This window comes from Streptomyces sp. NPDC049954 (genome assembly GCF_040656295.1).
GTDB lineage: Bacteria > Actinomycetota > Actinomycetes > Streptomycetales > Streptomycetaceae > Streptomyces.
This window is the reverse complement of the sequence record NZ_JBFALS010000001.1, coordinates 194,258-211,304: the sequence shown is the minus strand read 5'-3', so window position 1 is coordinate 211,304 and position 17,047 is coordinate 194,258. Positions and strand designations below refer to the sequence as shown.

Sequence of the window (17,047 nt, the reverse complement as noted above, 5' to 3'; positions counted from 1 at the left end):
GATCACCACGTACGGTCGCTCCCGGGCGGGACGCACAGCACCCGGGGCACCGGGCCCCCGCCGAGCGGCGCCTCCCCGGGCCCGGTGGCCGGGTCACCGGGGCGGTCCCCACGGGGTCCGGCCGGCCCGGACGGCCCCTGCGCCGGGCCGGTCAGCGGGCCGCCCGGCGGACCCGGGCGGGAGACCTGGGGCGGCGCCTCCTCGGAACCGTCCGCGTCCGCGCGCCGCGTCGTCAGCAGGATCAGCCCGGCCGCCGCGAGCACGCCGCAGCCCAGCGCGAGGACGGTGCCCGGCACCCCGAACCGGAAGTGCTCCCCGAACAGCGACAGCCCCACGGCGGCCGCCGCCACCGGATTGACCACGGTCGCCGTCGACAGCGGAGCGGCGAGCCCCGCGCCCCGGTACGAGGCCTGGGACAGCAGCATTCCGGAGGCCGCGAACACCGCGATCGCGAGCAGGCTCGGCAACTGCGCGAGAGGTTCCTCGCCGCTGAACCGGTCGGCGACCGTCTTCGTGAACACCGAGGCCATCCCGAAGGCGACCCCGGCCGCCGCCGCGACCAGCCCACCCCGCGCGGCGGGCCGGTGGTGGACCGTACGGGCCACCACCATGAGCGCCAGGACGACCCCCGCCGTCACCACGCCCACGACCGCCATCTCGGACTGCCCCGGCGTCCGGTCACCGCCGGAACCGGTCAGGGCCAGCAGACCGGCGAGCCCCACCGAGGCCATGAGCGCCCCGCGCCAGGCGCCGGCCCCCGCCTTCTTGCCCACCAGTAGGGCCGCCATCGGCAGCGCGAAGACGATCGTGAGCGCCCCCAGGGGCTGGACGAGACTCAGCGGACCATAGGCGAGCGCCCCGACGTGCAGCGCGGCCCCCAGTCCGTTCAGCGCCACCGCACCCCACCACGCCGGGCGGCGCAGGGGTGCGTAGGCGGTGTCCGGGGAGGACAGGGACACGCGTTCCTGCACGATGGCCCCGCCCGCGTAGGCGACGGCCGACACCAGGGCGAACACCACGGACAGCGTGAGATCGCTCATGACGGGCTCCGGCGGCGGCACAACGGTGAACGGTGGGCTCTCATACCGTCCACCCTTCCCTGCCGGACGGCATCTCGTCGTCGTTCCTGAGCACCGAGTGCCTCCTACTGCCGATGGAGTACGGAAACCCCGGCGTACATCCCGGGTACGGGCGCCCGGTTGCGCCGTGCGGCGGGCGCGCGCTCCCGGGCGCGGGGCTGATCACCCTGGGACGGGTGCCCACGCGGATCCGGGGCATCCGCAGAACACGGGCACCGACGGGGTGGCCCGCGGTCTTCCCCGGCCGCCCGTTGATGGGTGAGCATGGGACGCCGCGACGGTGCAGAGCCGTCTTGGGAACGGGGGAGACGCATGCGTGTGGGACTGCTCACCCGGGAGTACCCGCCGGACGTGTACGGCGGGGCGGGGGTGCACGTCGAGTTCCTGGCCCGCGAGCTGCGCGGCCTGACCGACCTCGTCGTGCACACCTGGGGAGAAGGCGCCGAGCCCGGCGTCGTACGCCATCCCGGGGCGCTGCCGGCCGGAACGGGAGACGCGCTGCGGGCCCTCTCGGTGGACCTCTCGATGGCGGCGGCCCTCGCCGGCCGGGACCTCGTCCACTCCCACACCTGGTACACGAACCTCGCGGGGCACCTCGCGAAACTCCAGTACGGCGTCCCGCACGTCGTGACCGCGCACTCCCTGGAGCCGCTGCGCCCCTGGAAGGCCGAACAGCTCGGCGGCGGCTACGCCCTCTCCAGCTGGGCCGAGCGCACCGCGATCGAGGCGGCCGACGCGGTCGTCGCCGTCTCCCGGGGTATGCGCGCCGACATCCTGGACTGCTACCCCTCGGTCGACCCCGACCGGGTCCACGTCGTGCACAACGGCATCGACCCCGAGCTGTACCGCGCCGACCCCGCCACGGACGTGCTGGAGCGGTACGACATCGACCCGGACCGCCCCTACGTCCTGTTCGTCGGGCGGATCACCCGGCAGAAGGGCGTGCCGCACCTCCTGCGCGCCGCCCGGGAACTCGACCCGGACGCCCAGCTCGTCCTGTGTGCCGGAGCCCCCGACACCCCGGAGATCGAGCAGGAGTTCCTCGGCCTGGTCGAGGAACTGCGCGCCACGCGCGACGCGGTGTTCTGGTTCCCGCAGATGCTGCCGCGCCCGGAGGTCGTGCAACTCCTCACCCACGCACGGGCCTTCGTGTGCCCCTCGGTGTACGAGCCGCTCGGTATCGTCAACCTGGAGGCGATGGCCTGCGGCACGGCCGTCGTGGCCTCGGCCGTCGGCGGCATCCCCGAGGTCGTCGCGGACGGGGAGACCGGGGTACTGGTGCCCTACGACGCGAAGGACGGCGAAGGCTTCGAACGCGGGCTCGCCCGGGCCCTCAACCGGCTCGTCGGGCACGCGCCCACGGCCGCCCTCATGGGGGCCGCCGGACGGGGGCGTGCGGTACGCGAGTTCGGCTGGGACCAAGTGGCCCGTCGCACCGTCGAGGTCTACACCTCCGTGCTCGGGGGTAACTGAGCCCTACCCCCGGGGCGCGCCGCGGAGACACGAGCACCACGCCCGTACCGCCGCAGGACCGGGAGCGCACCACGCACACGCACCACCGCGCACAGCACCACAGGCACCACAGCGCGACGCACCACATGCGGGCAATGCAGGACGGGTCGGCGACAGGGGACGGTTATGCGGGGCGGACCTTCGGTACTGGGCATCGTGCTGGCGGGCGGCGAGGGGAAACGGCTCATGCCGCTCACCGCGGACCGGGCCAAACCGGCGGTGACCTTCGGCGGCACCTACCGGCTCGTGGACTTCGTCCTCTCCAACCTCGTCAACGCCGACATCCTGCGCATCTGCGTGCTCACGCAGTACAAGTCGCACTCCCTGGACCGGCACGTCTCCACCACCTGGCGCATGTCCAGCCTGCTCGGCAACTACGTGACCCCGGTCCCGGCGCAGCAGCGACTCGGACCGCGCTGGTACCTGGGCAGCGCCGACGCCATCCTCCAGTCCCTCAACCTGGTCCACGACGAACAGCCGGACTACATAGCCGTGTTCGGCGCCGACCACGTCTACCGCATGGACCCCCGGCAGATGCTGGAGCGGCACATCGAGGGCGGTGCGGGCGTGACCGTCGCCGGGATCAGGGTGCCGCGCGCCGAGTCCTCCTCCTTCGGCGTCATCAGCCCGAGCGGCGACGGACGGCACATCGAGGGCTTCCTGGAGAAGCCGGCCGACCCGCCGGGCCTGCCCAAGGACCCGGACCACGTGTTCGCCTCGATGGGCAACTACCTGTTCACCACGAAGGTGCTCGTCGACGCCCTGCACCGGGACGCCGAGGACGAGAGCTCCGTGCACGACATGGGCGGCTCCATCCTCCCGATGCTGACCTCGCTCGGGCAGGCCCAGCTCTACGACTTCGACGAGAACCGGGTGCCGGGGGAGAGCGAGCGCGAGCACGGCTACTGGCGGGACGTGGGCACCCTCGACTCCTACTACGAGGCCCACATGGACCTCGTCACGGACACCCCCGCCTTCAACCTCGACAACCGCAGATGGCCCGTCTACACCTACGCCGACGGACTGCCGCCCGCCAAGTTCTGCGCCGGCGGCATCGCGAGCGAGTCGATCGTGAGCCCCGGCTGCGTGATCCGGGGCCAGGTGACCCGCTCCGTCCTGTCGCCCGGCGTCGTGATCGAACCGGGCGCCGTCGTGCAGGGCTCGGTCCTGCACTCCGGAGTGCGGGTGGGGCGCGGGGCCGTCGTACGCGGCGCCGTGCTCGACAAGAACGTCGAGGTCGCCCCCGGGGCCACCATCGGCGTCAACCCCGACCGGGACGGACGGCTGTACACCGTCTCCCCGCACGGCGTCATCGCTCTCGGCAAGGGAGTGCACGCCCACTGAGCCCACCGGGCCCGCCCGTCCCCAAGGCGCCCGCACCCCGCCGGTGCGCGCCGCACGCCCGCCGCAGCGGTTTGTCGCCGGGGCGCCCGCCCCAGTACCCTCTGACCTTGCCTCGACCCTCATTCTTCTGAGCCGGGCGCCGCCCCGAAGCGCGGCGGCGGGGCCGCGCCCCAGGTGCGCGCAGCTTTCAGGACCCAGAGGACACAGCGATGACGCCGGCAGCCAGCACCCCCACGACGACCGAGCCCACCGCTCCCGGGCAGCCCGCAGCGGCCGTCCCCGGACAGCCGCGCGCCCAGGAGCCCCGCGAGGACGCCCGGGTGCCGGGGATCGACCCCGAGCGGCTCGCGGTCTGCCTCGACGTGATCAGGGAGCTGGACGGGCTCGACGTCGACCACCCCGACGCGATACTCGTCCGGCGCGCCACCTCCGGTCTCTACCGGACCGTGAAGCAGCGCCGCAGGCAGGAGCGCAGGGCGGCCAAGACCGCCCACGACCGGGCCGTCACCGAGTCCACGGCGACCGGTTCCGCCGAGCGCATCGACGACGAGACGCAGGGCGTCCTGCCCTCCTCCTCGGCCGCCGGCCGCCTCGCGGGCATCCTCAAGCGCCCCCGGTCCTGCTACACCTGCAAGACCCGCTACGTCGAGGTCGACGCCTTCTACCACCAGCTGTGTCCCGAGTGCGCCGAGAAGAACCGCTCGCGCCGTGACGCCCGCACCGACCTGAGCGGGAAGCGCGCCCTGCTCACCGGCGGCCGCGCCAAGATCGGGATGTACATCGCGCTGCGGCTGCTGCGGGACGGCGCCCACACCACGATCACCACCCGCTTCCCCAGCGACGCGATCCGCCGCTTCAAGGCGATGCCGGACAGCGCCGAGTGGCTGCACCGCCTCAAGATCGTCGGCATCGACCTGCGCGACCCCGCCCAGGTCGTCGCCCTCGCCGACGCGGTGGCCGCCGAGGGTCCGCTCGACATCCTGATCAACAACGCCGCGCAGACCGTGCGCCGCTCCCCGCAGGCGTACCGCGAACTGCTCACCGCCGAGTCGGCGCCGCTGCCCGCAGGTGAGCTGCCCGCCTCCCAGGTCATCGGGACCTTCGGCTCGGGGGCCGTCGCCGCCCTGCCCGCCGCGCGCTCCCGGACGCAGGTGCTCAGTGCCCAGGACGTGACCGAACTCGCCCTCGTCACCGGCTCCGCCTCCCCGGCACGGATCGCGGCCGGCACCGCGATCGACGCGGGCGGACTCGTACCTGACCTGCACGACACCAACAGCTGGGTGCAGACCGTCGACGCGGTGGACCCGGTGGAGCTGCTGGAGGTCCAGCTGTGCAACTCCACCGCGCCCTTCGTCCTCATCAGCCGGCTGCGTCCGGCGATGGCCGCCGCCTCGGGCCGCGCCTACGTCGTGAACGTCTCCGCGATGGAAGGCGTCTTCGCGCGCGGCTACAAGGGCGCGGGGCACCCCCACACCAACATGGCCAAGGCCGCGCTCAACATGCTGACCCGCACCAGCGCGCAGGAGATGTTCGAGACGGACGGCATCCTGATGACGGCCGTGGACACCGGCTGGATCACCGACGAGCGCCCGCACCCCGACAAGATGCGGCTCGCCGAGGCGGGCTTCCACGCCCCGCTCGACCTCGTGGACGGCGCCGCCCGGGTCTACGACCCCATCGTGCGCGGGGAGTCGGGGGAGGACGTCTACGGCGTCTTCCTCAAGGACTACGAACCCGGCAAGTGGTGAACCCCCCTCCGCCCGCGCGGCGCTGACACCTCCACCACCTCTTCGGCACCCGGTGACCGTATTGCGGCACCGGGTGTCCTCTTGGCCGGAAGATGCCGCTCTGTCCCTGTCGTGTTGACGGATTCTCGCGCCATCGAGCGGGAGCGCGCTCATGTGGCTAGTCTGAGGGGCACGGACAGCAGACGGGGGTTCCACCCTCACCCCCGTCCGTCCCCGGAAGTCGGCCGTACCTCGGCTGTCCTCCGCACGAGCCACCGGCGCCACCGCGCCCGTTCCGCCTCAGCAGCAGTGCCCCACCGGGCGGTCGGCGCGCCCCCGGTGACACGGGCGCCGGGCCGGCACTCCCGGGGGTTACCCGACACATAAGGAGTGCGCGGTGACACCTGAAACGACCCAGCGAGAACAGCGGCCACGAGAACTCGGCGAACGCGGCCGGCGTCGGCAGCAGCAGATCGGCAACCTGGAGGTGTGGTCGCGCTCCGCGCCGATCCGTCTCGCCGGGTACGAGGACGACCTCGCCGAACCCCACATCCTCCCGGGCGTGGACTGACCACTTCGTACGGGAAGTCAGCGGTCAGTCCACGAAGGCACGGACGACGGCCGGTTCCCGGCGTGCGCCGCACGCCGGGAACCGGCCGTTCCGCTTGCCCGGGCACGGCGCCTGCCCGAAGCCGCCGCACGGCTGCCCGGACGGTGCCCGGAAACCGCTCGCGTGCGGCCCGAGGAGTGACGCACGGGGCGTCTGGGCAGGGGTGTTCCCGACCTTGAACCGCCCGCACCCCGCCGCCGTCCCTACGGAGCACCTCACATGCATGACGACCGCGCCCTGGTCGAAGCACGCCTCCACCGCGTCCTCGAAGAACGCATCCGTCCCGCCGTCCATCCCGAGACCGTTCCCCTCCGGGTGGCGATCTGGGAGGCGCCGGGGGAGCCGGTCCCCGTCGCCGAGGGACTGGCCGCCGAGCCCCGGCCCATCGCCGTCGGAGAACCCTGGGGCGCGCCCTGGGGCACCAGCTGGTTCACCGTGACCGGTTCCGTCCCGCAGGAGTGGGCGGGCCGCACCGTCGAGGCCGTGCTCGACATCGGCTTCAACCACTCCGGCCCCGGCTTCCAGTGCGAGGGGCTCGTGCACACCCCGGACGGCAGCCCGGTCAAGGGCATCCACCCCCGCAACCGGTACGTGCGGGTGGGCGCCCCGGTGCGCGGCGGGGAGTCCGTCGAATACCGCGTCGAGGCGGCCTCCAACCCCGTCATCCAGGGCGAGTGGGCCTTCGCTCCCACCACCCTCGGTGACAAGGAGACCGCCGGCACCGAGCCGCAGTACCGGCTCGGCCGTATGGATCTGGCCGTTTTCGACCAGACCGTGTGGGACCTCGTCATGGACCTGGAGGTCCTCGGCGAGCTGATGCGGGAACTGCCCGTCGACTCGGCGCGCCGCTGGGAGATCCTGCGCGCCCTGGAGCGCGCCCTGGACGCCGTCGACCTCCAGCGCGTGAACGCCACGGCCGCCGCCGCCCGCGCCGAACTGGAGGGCGTCCTCGCGACCCCCGCCCAGCCCTCCGCGCACCGCGTCAGCGCCGTCGGTCACGCGCACATCGACTCGGCCTGGCTGTGGCCGCTGCGCGAGACGGTCCGCAAGGTCGCGCGCACGAGCGCCAACATGACCTCGCTGATCGACGAGAGCCCCGAGTTCGTCTTCGCCATGTCGCAGGCCCAGCAGTGGGCCTGGGTCAAGGAACACCGGCCCGAGGTGTGGGAGCGGGTCAAGGAGGCGGTCGCCGGGGGCCGGTTCGTGCCGGCCGGCGGCATGTGGGTCGAGTCGGACACGAACATGCCCGGCTCCGAGGCCATGGCCCGCCAGTTCGTGCACGGGAAACGCTTCTTCCTCGACGAGTTCGGCATCGAGAACGAGGAGGCGTGGCTGCCCGACACCTTCGGGTTCGCCGCCGGCCTGCCCCAGATCATCAAGGCCGCCGGTTCGCAGTACCTGCTGACCCAGAAGATCTCCTGGAGCAGGACCAACAGCTTCCCGCACCACACCTTCCGCTGGGAGGGGATCGACGGCACACGCATCTTCACCCACTTCCCGCCCGTCGACACCTACAACTGCGAGATGCACGGCCACCAGATCGCGCACGCCGCGCGCAACTTCAAGGAGAAGGGCCGCGCCCGCCACTCGCTGGCCCCCACCGGTTTCGGCGACGGGGGCGGCGGCACGACCCGCGAGATGGTCGCCAAGGCCGTCCGGATGCGGGACATGGAGGGCACGGCGACCGTCGCCTGGGAGACCCCGGCCGACTTCTTCGCCAAGGCCCGCGCCGAGTACCCCGAGCCGCCCGTCTGGGTCGGCGAGCTATACCTCGAACTGCACCGCGCGACCCTCACCAGCCAGGCGAAGACCAAACAGGGCAACCGGCGCAGCGAACACCTGCTGCGCGAGGCCGAGCTGTGGGCGGCGACCGCGGCGGTGCGTACCGGCTTCCGCTACCCGTACGAGGACTTGGACCGGCTGTGGAAGACGGTGCTGCTGCACCAGTTCCACGACATCCTGCCCGGGTCCTCCATCGCCTGGGTGCACCGCGAGGCCGAGCGCGCCTACGCGCGTGTGGCCCGGGAACTGGAGGCCGTCATCGACGCCGCCCAGCGCGCCCTGGCCGGGGAGGGCGGCCGGGCGCTCGTCTTCAACGGTGCTCCGCACACCCGCTCCGGCATCGCGGCGGGCGGCGCCGCGGCCGTCCCGGCGACCGAGGGCGTCACCCCGAGCCCCCGCGCGGGCGGCGGCTTCCTCCTCGACAACGGGTTGCTGCGCGTCGAGATCGACGCGCAGGGCCTTGTCGTCTCCGTCCAGGACCTGGGGGCCGGCCGTGAGACGCTCGCCCCGGGCAGCCGGGGCAATCTGCTCCAGTTGCACGCCGACTTCCCCAACCAGTGGGACGCCTGGGACGTCGACGCCTTCTACCGCAACACCGTCACCGACCTCACCGAGGCCGAGGAGGTCGCCGCGGCAGGGAACGGCGTCCGGGTCGTCCGCTCCTTCGGTGACTCGCGCTCCACCCAGGTGCTGCGCCTGCTGCCCGGGGCCCGGCGCCTCGACATCGACACCGAGGTCGACTGGCACGAGACGGAGAAGTTCCTCAAGCTCGCCTTCCCGCTCGACGTGCACGCCGAGCGGTACGCCTCGGAGACCCAGTTCGGGCACTTCCACCGCCCCACCCACACCAACACGAGCTGGGAGTGGGCCAAGTTCGAGGCCTGCAACCACCGCTTCGTGCACCTGGAGGAGCCGGGCTGGGGCGTGGCCCTCGTCAACGACTCGACGTACGGGCACGACGTGACACGCGCGGTGCGCGAGGACGGGGACGGGGGGACGACCACGACCGTGCGGGCCTCCCTGCTGCGCGCCCCCCGCTTCCCGGACCCGGAGACCGACCAGGGGGTGCACCGCTTCCGGCACGCCCTGGTGCCCGCCGCCTCCATCGACGACGCGGTCCGCGAGGGCTGGCGGATCAACCTGCCGGAGCGCGAAGTGCGCGGCGCCGCCGAGGAGATCGCCCCGCTCGTGGCCGTCGACCAGGAGTCGGTGGTGGTCACCGCCGTCAAGCTCGCCGACGACGGCAGCGGTGACGTCGTCGTCCGCTTCCACGAGGCGCGCGGCGGCAGGACCGGGGCCACACTCACCGCGGGGTTCCCGGTGGCCGCCGTGGCCGTCACCGACCTGCTGGAGCGCACGCTCACCGAGGAGCCGGAACCGGAGGTGGCCGACGGCCGGGTGACCGTGTCCCTGCGGCCCTTCCAGCTCATGACGCTGCGCTTCACCCGGGCCTGAGCCTCCGGGCCCGCAGGCGCGGTGTCGCTTCCGCGGCGGCCGGTGCCACCTCCTCCAGGGGTGCCGGCCGCCGCCTATTGGCACAATGAGTCGGCCGCACACGGCACTTGGGCCAGGGGACGGAGCGCTATGACACACCGGACGCTTTCGGTGGAGGACCGGATCGACATCGCCGAGCTGGTCTCGCTGCACGGTCACCTCTTCGACGCGGGGGAGCTGGACCGGCTCGACGAGTTGTTCACCGCCGACGTCGTCTACGACCTCACGGACTTCGGGCAGCGGCCGCTGAGGGGAGTGGCGGCCGTCCGGGACGCCGCGCTCGCGTCGGGGGCCTCGAACCCGGTGGGGCACCACGTCACGAACATCGTCGTCACGCAGGACGGCGACGGGCTGGTGCGGGTCCGCTCCAAGGGCATCGGGGTCAGGGCCGACGGCACGACCGGGAGCGTCACCTACGAGGACCGGGTCGTCCGGGGCGATCAGGGGTGGCGCATCAGCCACCGCACCATTGTCGCGCGACGGGCGCCCCTGGGCGGCACGTGAGCGCTGCTCGTGTCCGGGACGGCCGGCGGTGGTCTCAGCCGGCGCCCCCGTGCGCACCGCGGACGGGGGCCGAGGCCGTCGAACCGCGCACCACCAGCTCCGGCATGAACACGAACTCGCTGTGCGGGGCGGGGGTTTCGCCGATCTCCTCCAGGAGCGCGCGTACCGCCGCCTGACCCATCGCCGGTACCGGTTTGCGTACGGTCGTCAGCGGCGGGTCGGTGAAGGCGATGAGGGTCGAGTCGTCGAAGCCCACCACGGACACGTCCCCGGGCACGTCGAGGCCGCGGGCCCGGGCCGCGCGGATCGCGCCGAGCGCCATCATGTCGCTCGCGCACACGACGGCCGTGCACCCGCGGTCCAGCAGCGCGTCCGCCGCGACCCGGCCGCCCTCCAGGGTGAACAGCGAGTGCTGGACGAGGCGCCCGGTGACGTCCTGCGCGTCGAGGCCGAAGCGGTCCCGCATCGCGTCCACGAAGCCCTCGATCTTCCGCCGCACCGGGACGAAGCGGACCGGGCCGAGCGCGAGACCGATGCCGGTGTGCCCGAGGGAGGCGAGATGGGTCACCGCCAGGTGCATGGCGGCACGGTCGTCGGGTGAGATGAACGGGGCGCCGACCTCCGGCGAGAAGCCGTCCACCAGGACGAAGGGCACGCCCCTGGCGCGTAGTCGCTCGTAGCGGCTCATGTCGGCGCTGGTGTCCGCGTGCAGCCCGGACACGAAGATGATCCCGGCCACCCCGCGGTCCACGAGCATCTCGGTCAGCTCGTCCTCGGTCGAGCCGCCCGGCGTCTGCGTCGCGAGCACCGGCGTGTAGCCCTGCCGGGTCAGCGCCTGCCCGATGACCTGGGCGAGCGCGGGGAAGATCGGGTTCTCCAGCTCCGGGGTGATCAGCCCCACCAGCCCCGCGCTGCTGCGCCGCAGCCGTACCGGACGCTCGTAGCCGAGGACGTCGAGCGCGGCGAGCACGGATTGCCGGGTCGCGTCGGCGACCCCCGGCTTCCCGTTGAGCACCCGGCTGACCGTCGCCTCGCTCACCCCGGCCTGGGTCGCGAGGTCGGCGAGCCGCGCGGTGCCCGTGCCCCCGGTCCGTGCGGCGGAGGCACGCGGGCGCCGGGCGGCCGGTACGCGCCGCGCGGGCTGCTGTGGCATCGGGCTCCCTCGGGTTCTGGGTCGGTGTCCGGGTCGGCGACGGTTCTCTGCGGGTGGGTGGCGCGCCCGGACCGTCCGAATGATTCCCCGCTCCCGGCCGTCACGGCAAGGGCTTGCAGAGTCTTGCACAAAGCCCTCGGTCCGGTGTTCGAGGGGTGGCGGCCTGCGGAAACGGTACTTCGCAGGTCACGCGGCGATAACGGGAGGGTGTCCGTCGGCGATGTCTTGCAATTTTTTGCTGCAAGGTCTTTCGCGCCGCTTACCTGGCTGTTACGTTCTCGTTCGCCCGGCCGCCGCAACGGCGCTGTCGGCAAGTCGGCAAAGTCCCCTGCCCGATCACGGGGAGCGGGACGGAGGCGCGGAGTTCCCGCCCTCCGGTCACTCGGGCTTTTTCACCCTCAAGGAGATCTCATGCGGCGTGGCATAGCGGCCACCGCACTGGTGGCGTCCCTCGCCCTCGCGGCGACGGCCTGCGGCGGCGACGACGGCGACAGCGGCAAGGCGGACGGCCCCGTCACCATCACCTGGTGGGACACCTCCAACGCCACCAACGAGGCCCCCACGTACAAGGCGCTGGCCCAGCAGTTCGAGAAGACCCACAAGGGCATCAAGGTCAAGTACGTCAACGTGCCCTTCGACCAGGCGCAGAACAAGTTCGACACCGCCGCCGGTGCGAAGGGCGCCCCCGACGTACTGCGCGCCGAGGTCGGCTGGACCCCCGCCTTCGCCAAGAAGAGCTACCTGCTGCCGCTCGACGGCACCGAGGCGCTCGCCGAGAAGGACAAGATCCAGCCCAACCTGATCGAGCAGGCCCGGTTCGAGGGCAAGACCTACGGTGTCCCGCTGGTCACCGACACCCTCGCCCTCGTGTACAACAAGGCGCTGTTCAAGAAGGCCGGCATCGCCGAGCCGCCCGCCACCTGGGCCGACCTCAGGAAGGACGCCGCCCTCGTCAAGGAGAAGACCGGGGCCGACGGCTACTGGGCCTCCACGGCCGGCTACTACGCCCAGCCCTTCCTGTACGGCGAGGGCACCGACACGGTCGACGCCGAGGCGAAGAAGATCACCGTCAGGAGCCCCGCCGCGGTCAAGGGACTCAAGGAGTGGCAGGGCCTGTTCGAGGGCAAGGGCCTGCACAAGGCCGACGTCACCGCCGACGCCTACGCGCACATCCAGGACGCCTTCGTCAACGGCAAGGTCGCCTCGATCATCCAGGGCCCCTGGGAGCTGACCAACTTCTACAAGGGCTCCGCGTTCTCCGACAAGAACAACCTCGGGGTCGCGACCGTCCCGGCCGGCTCCGCCGGCAAGCCGGGCGCCCCGACCGGCGGCCACAACCTCTCGGTGTACGCGGGCTCCGACAAGGCCCACCAGGAAGCCTCGCTCACGTTCGTGCGCTTCATGACCTCGGCGAAGACCCAGGAGCAGATCGCCCTCAAGAACGGCACGCTGCCCACCCGTCAGGACGCCTACACCGCCGAGGTCACCTCCGATCCCGGCACCGCCGGTTACCAGAAGGTCCTCGACGCCGCCCAGCCGCGACCGGCGCTGCCCGAGTACTCCTCGCTGTGGACGCCGATGGACAGCGAACTGCCGAAGATCGCCGGCGGCAAGGAGTCCCTGGACGCGGGCCTCGCCGACATCGAGACCGCGATGGCCAAGCTGCTGCCCGACTTCAGCAAGTAGCCGTGCGGCCACCGCGCGCCGGGCCCCGAACGGGCCGGCGCGCGAGGGCCCCCGCCGGTACCGGCCGTCCCCGCCTGACCGGGGACGGCCGGGCCACCGGACAGGTCGTGTCCGCCGGATCCCGGGTGCCCGCACCACCCCCGACGCTTCCCGGCCTCCCGGACACCCCCGAGCGCAGCCCGCACGCAGTACCTCCCAGAAGGTGTCGAACCCATGACAGTCGCCGTCGAGAGCGCGGCCCCCGACAAGAGCCGCCCCGGCCCGCTGACCCGGCTCAGGCGCGGCTACCAGAAGTACTGGTACGCGTACGCGATGGTCGCCCCCGTGGTGATCGTGCTCGGCGTGCTGGTCGCCTATCCACTGGTGCGCGGCTTCTACCTGACGCTGACCGACGCCAACAGCCTCAACTCGGCCCGCACCATCGGCGTCAACCACATCGACGCCACCTACAAGTTCATCGGCCTCGACAACTACGCCGACATCCTCTGGGGCCCCACCGCCTACGACCGGTTCTGGTCCCACTTCATCTGGACCGTCGTGTGGACCGCGGCCTGCGTGTTCCTGCACTACTGCCTCGGCCTCGGGCTCGCGCTGCTGCTCAACCAGAAGCTGCGCGGCCGGATCGTCTACCGCCTGCTGCTCATCCTGCCGTGGGCCGTACCGACCTTCGTCACGGTCTTCTCCTGGCGCATCCTGCTCGCCGACTCCGGCCTCATCAACTCCGTGCTCGGCTCCCTGCACCTGCCGCAGCCGGCCTGGCTGGAGGACCCGGCGTACCAGCGGATCGCCGCGATCCTCGTCAACACCTGGTGCGGGGTGCCGTTCATGATGGTCTCCCTGCTGGGCGGCCTGCAGTCGATCGACGCGACGCTCTACGAGGCGGCGGAGATGGACGGCGCGAGCGCCTGGCAGCGCTTCCGCCACGTCACCCTGCCGGGGCTGCGGCCGGTCAGCTCCACCGTGGTCCTGCTCGGCGTGATCTGGACCTTCAACCAGTTCGCCATCATCTTCCTGCTGTTCGGCAGCAACAGCGCCCCGGACGCCCAGATCCTGGTGACCTGGGCCTACCACCTCGGCTTCGGGCAGCAGCCGCGCGATTTCGCGCAGTCCGCGACCTACGGCGTCCTGCTCCTGTCGATCCTCGTCGTCTTCACCACCTTCTACCGTCGCTGGCTGGCCCGCAATGATCAGCAGTCCACCGTCTGACGCCGCAGGAGCTACGACCATGAGCAGCAACCCCAGCACCCTCGCGGCCCCCGTGGCGCCCGCCGCTGGGCGGCCCGCCGAACGCACCAGGCCCGTGCGGGTACGGCGCCGCGGCGAGCGCGGCCGTCTCGCCTCCGTCCTCTCCCACGGCACCCTCACCCTCGCGAGCCTGATCGCGCTGTTCCCCGTCGTGTGGCTCGCGTTCCTGTCGCTGGGACCGCACAAGGACGACTACCTCCACCCCGACCGCATCTTCGGCAGCATGACCCTGTCGAACTACTCCTTCGTGCTGGAGCACACCAAGTTCTGGCACTGGCTGTCCTCGACCCTGATCGTGGGCCTGGGCACCACCGTGATCGGCGTCCTGTTCGCCGCGACCACCGGCTACGCCGTGTCCCGGATGCGCTTCCCCGGCTACCGCCCGCTCATGTGGGTGCTGCTGCTGACGCAGGCGTTCCCGATCGCCGTGCTCATCGTGCCGATGTACGAGATCTTCTCCGAACTCGGCCTGGTGGACAGCTACCTCGGGCTCGTCCTCGTCAACTGCACGACCGCGATCCCCTACAGCGCCTGGCTGCTCAAGGGCTACTTCGACACGATCCCGATCGAGATCGACGAGGCCGGCCGGATCGACGGGCTCTCCCCCTTCGGCACCTTCCGCCGCCTCATCCTCCCGCTGGCCCGCCCCGGGATCGCGGTCGCCGCCTTCTACACCTTCATCACCGCGTGGTCCGAGGTCGCCTTCGCCTCGACCTTCCTGCTCGACGACGAGAAGTACACCTTCGCCGTGGGACTGCAGAGCTTCGTGAGCGAACACGACGCCCAGTGGAACTACATGGCGGCGACCGCCGTGCTCATCGCGATCCCGGTGACCGCCTTCTTCTACCTCGTGCAGCGCCACCTCGTCACCGGCCTCACCGCGGGCTCCGCGAAGGGCTGACCGCCTCCCCGGCCCCCGGGCCGGACACCGAACGACCGCCCGACCGCCCGACCGCACGCAGCAAGAGCAAGGACGCCATGACCCAGCACCCGACCGAGCCCACCCCGGACCGCGGGCCAGCGCCTCGGCAGGCACTGGCCACCGCAGCCGCCCCCCGCGACTGGTGGCGCGAGGCCGTCATCTACCAGGTCTACCCCCGCAGTTTCGCCGACAGCGACGGGGACGGCATGGGCGACCTGGAGGGCGTCCGCTCCCGGCTGACCCACCTGCGCGACCTCGGCGTGGACGCGGTGTGGCTCAGCCCCTTCTACGCCTCCCCGCAGGCCGACGCGGGCTACGACGTCGCCGACTACCGCGCCGTCGACCCCGTGTTCGGCTCGCTGCTCGACGCCGACGCCCTGATCCGGGACGCCCACGCGCTGGGCCTGCGGGTCATCGTGGACCTCGTCCCCAACCACTCCTCCGACCAGCACGAGTGGTTCAAGCGCGCCCTCGCCGAGGGGCCCGGCTCCCCGCTGCGCGAGCGCTACCACTTCCGCCCCGGACAGGGGGAGGACGGCGAACTGCCGCCCAACGACTGGGAGTCCGTCTTCGGCGGCCCCGCCTGGACCCGGGTCGCGGACGGCGAGTGGTACCTGCACCTGTTCGCCCCCGAGCAGCCCGACTTCAACTGGGAACACCCCGCCGTCGCCGATGAGTTCCGCTCCATCCTGCGCTTCTGGCTGGACATGGGCACCGACGGCTTCCGCATCGACGTCGCCCATGGACTCGTCAAGGCCGAGGGGCTGCCCGACCTCGGCTCGCACGACCAGCTCAAACTGCTCGGCAACGACGTCACCCCGTTCTTCGACCAGGACGGCGTGCACGAGATCTACCGCTCGTGGCGCACCATCCTCGACGAGTACTCCGGGGAGCGCATCTTCGTCGCCGAGGCCTGGACCCCGACCGTCGAGCGCACCGCCCGCTACGTACGGCCCGACGAACTGCACCAGGCGTTCAACTTCCAGTACCTCAGCACCCACTGGGACGCCGCCGCGCTGCGCGAGGTCATCGACCGCACCCTCGACTCGATGCGCCCGGTCGGGGCGCCCGCCACCTGGGTCCTGTCCAACCACGACGTGACCCGGCACCGCACCCGCTTCGGCAACCCGCCGGGCCTGGGCACCCAGATCCGCAGCGCCGGCGACCCGGAACTCGGACTGCGCCGGGCCCGCGCGGCGACCCTCCTGATGCTCGCCCTGCCCGGCTCCGCCTACGTCTACCAGGGGGAGGAACTCGGCCTGCCCGACGTCGTGGACCTGCCCGACGAGGTGCGCCAGGACCCCTCGTACTTCCGGGCCGCGGGCCAGGACGGCTTCCGCGACGGCTGCCGGGTCCCGATCCCGTGGACCCGCACCGGTCCCTCGTACGGCTTCGGGCCCGGCGGCAGCTGGCTCCCGCAGCCCGGCGACTGGGCCGAACTGAGCGTCGAGGCACAGACCGGACGGCCCGGCTCCACGCTGGAGCTGTACCGCTCGGCCCTCGCCGCCCGCCGCGCCCAGCCCGCCCTCGGCGCGGGGGAGTCCGTCGAATGGCTCGACGCCCCCGAGGGGGTGCTCGCCTTCCGGCGCACCGTCCCCGACGGCCCCTGCGTCGTGGTCACCGCCAACACCACCGGCGCCGCCGTGTCACTGCCCGCCCCCGGGGAGCCGCTGCTCACCAGCGCCGCCGACGGGGCCGTGCCCGCCGCCACGGACGGCCGCTTCCCGCTGGCCGCCGACACCACGGTGTGGTGGCTGGCCTGACCCTCCCCGGGGCCCTCCCCGGGGCCCTCCCCGGTTTGCGCGCGGCGCGGGACGCGGACAGAGAATGAGGGACCGATCGGCCCGGTCCGGGCTCCCGCAGCCCGGACCGGGCCGGGGGGGGGGGGCGCCCCCCCCGCGGCCCCCCCCCCCGGCCCCCCCCCCCCCCCCGGGCCCCGGGGCGCACCCCCCCCCCCCCCCCCCCCCCCCCCCCCCCCCCCCCCCCCCG

Annotated in this window: 12 protein-coding genes; 10 read left to right on the top strand and 2 right to left on the bottom strand. The window is 72.5% G+C overall.

All coding sequences use genetic code 11. The features are described from left to right. Positions 1-2: 2 nt before the first annotated feature. Entirely contained in the window at positions 3-1,040 is a 1,038-nt protein-coding gene (locus AB0J21_RS00910; protein ID WP_363143595.1) for a DMT family transporter, read from the bottom strand. Between the two features lie 351 nt (positions 1,041-1,391). On the opposite strand from AB0J21_RS00910, the gene glgA reads away from it, so the two are divergent. From glgA to AB0J21_RS00880, 6 genes are all read left to right on the top strand, one after another. Next, entirely contained in the window at positions 1,392-2,552 is a 1,161-nt protein-coding gene (gene glgA, locus AB0J21_RS00905; RefSeq protein WP_363143594.1) for a glycogen synthase, read from the top strand. 165 nt (positions 2,553-2,717) lie between these two features. Next, positions 2,718-3,935 (top strand): glucose-1-phosphate adenylyltransferase, encoded by a 1,218-nt coding sequence (gene glgC, locus AB0J21_RS00900; RefSeq protein WP_363143593.1) that lies wholly within the window; start codon positions 2,718-2,720, stop codon positions 3,933-3,935. Positions 3,936-4,144: 209 nt separating this feature from the next. Then, a complete protein-coding gene (locus AB0J21_RS00895) occupies positions 4,145-5,683 on the top strand; it encodes an SDR family NAD(P)-dependent oxidoreductase (protein WP_363143592.1) in 1,539 nt (512 codons plus the stop codon). A 376-nt stretch (positions 5,684-6,059) separates the two neighbouring features. Further along, entirely contained in the window at positions 6,060-6,233 is a 174-nt protein-coding gene (locus AB0J21_RS00890; protein WP_363143591.1) for a hypothetical protein, read from the top strand. Between the two features lie 258 nt (positions 6,234-6,491). Then, positions 6,492-9,509: a glycoside hydrolase family 38 C-terminal domain-containing protein gene (locus tag AB0J21_RS00885; RefSeq protein ID WP_363143590.1), complete on the top strand. Its 3,018-nt coding sequence runs from the start codon at positions 6,492-6,494 to the stop codon at positions 9,507-9,509. Between the two features lie 129 nt (positions 9,510-9,638). Then, positions 9,639-10,052 (top strand): nuclear transport factor 2 family protein, encoded by a 414-nt coding sequence (locus tag AB0J21_RS00880; RefSeq protein WP_363143589.1) that lies wholly within the window; start codon positions 9,639-9,641, stop codon positions 10,050-10,052. A 34-nt stretch (positions 10,053-10,086) separates the two neighbouring features. On the opposite strand, the gene AB0J21_RS00875 is transcribed toward AB0J21_RS00880, so the two are convergent. Then, positions 10,087-11,205, bottom strand: coding sequence for a LacI family DNA-binding transcriptional regulator (locus AB0J21_RS00875; protein WP_363143588.1), 1,119 nt, complete (start codon positions 11,203-11,205; stop codon positions 10,087-10,089). 411 nt (positions 11,206-11,616) lie between these two features. On the opposite strand from AB0J21_RS00875, the gene AB0J21_RS00870 reads away from it, so the two are divergent. The 4 genes from AB0J21_RS00870 (at position 11,617) to AB0J21_RS00855 (ending at position 16,821) form a co-directional block, all read left to right on the top strand. Then, positions 11,617-12,891, top strand: a complete 1,275-nt coding sequence (locus AB0J21_RS00870; protein WP_363143587.1) for an extracellular solute-binding protein — start codon at positions 11,617-11,619, stop codon at positions 12,889-12,891. Positions 12,892-13,104: 213 nt separating this feature from the next. Further along, positions 13,105-14,097 (top strand): sugar ABC transporter permease, encoded by a 993-nt coding sequence (locus AB0J21_RS00865; protein ID WP_363143586.1) that lies wholly within the window; start codon positions 13,105-13,107, stop codon positions 14,095-14,097. A gap of 19 nt (positions 14,098-14,116) precedes the next feature. Next, complete coding sequence (locus AB0J21_RS00860; protein ID WP_363143585.1) at positions 14,117-15,037, top strand: ABC transporter permease subunit; 921 nt, start codon at positions 14,117-14,119, stop codon at positions 15,035-15,037. A 77-nt stretch (positions 15,038-15,114) separates the two neighbouring features. Further along, the gene (locus AB0J21_RS00855; RefSeq protein ID WP_363143584.1) at positions 15,115-16,821 is read left to right on the top strand and encodes a glycoside hydrolase family 13 protein; all 1,707 of its coding nucleotides are present in this window, start codon (positions 15,115-15,117) and stop codon (positions 16,819-16,821) included. Positions 16,822-17,047 lie beyond the last annotated feature (226 nt).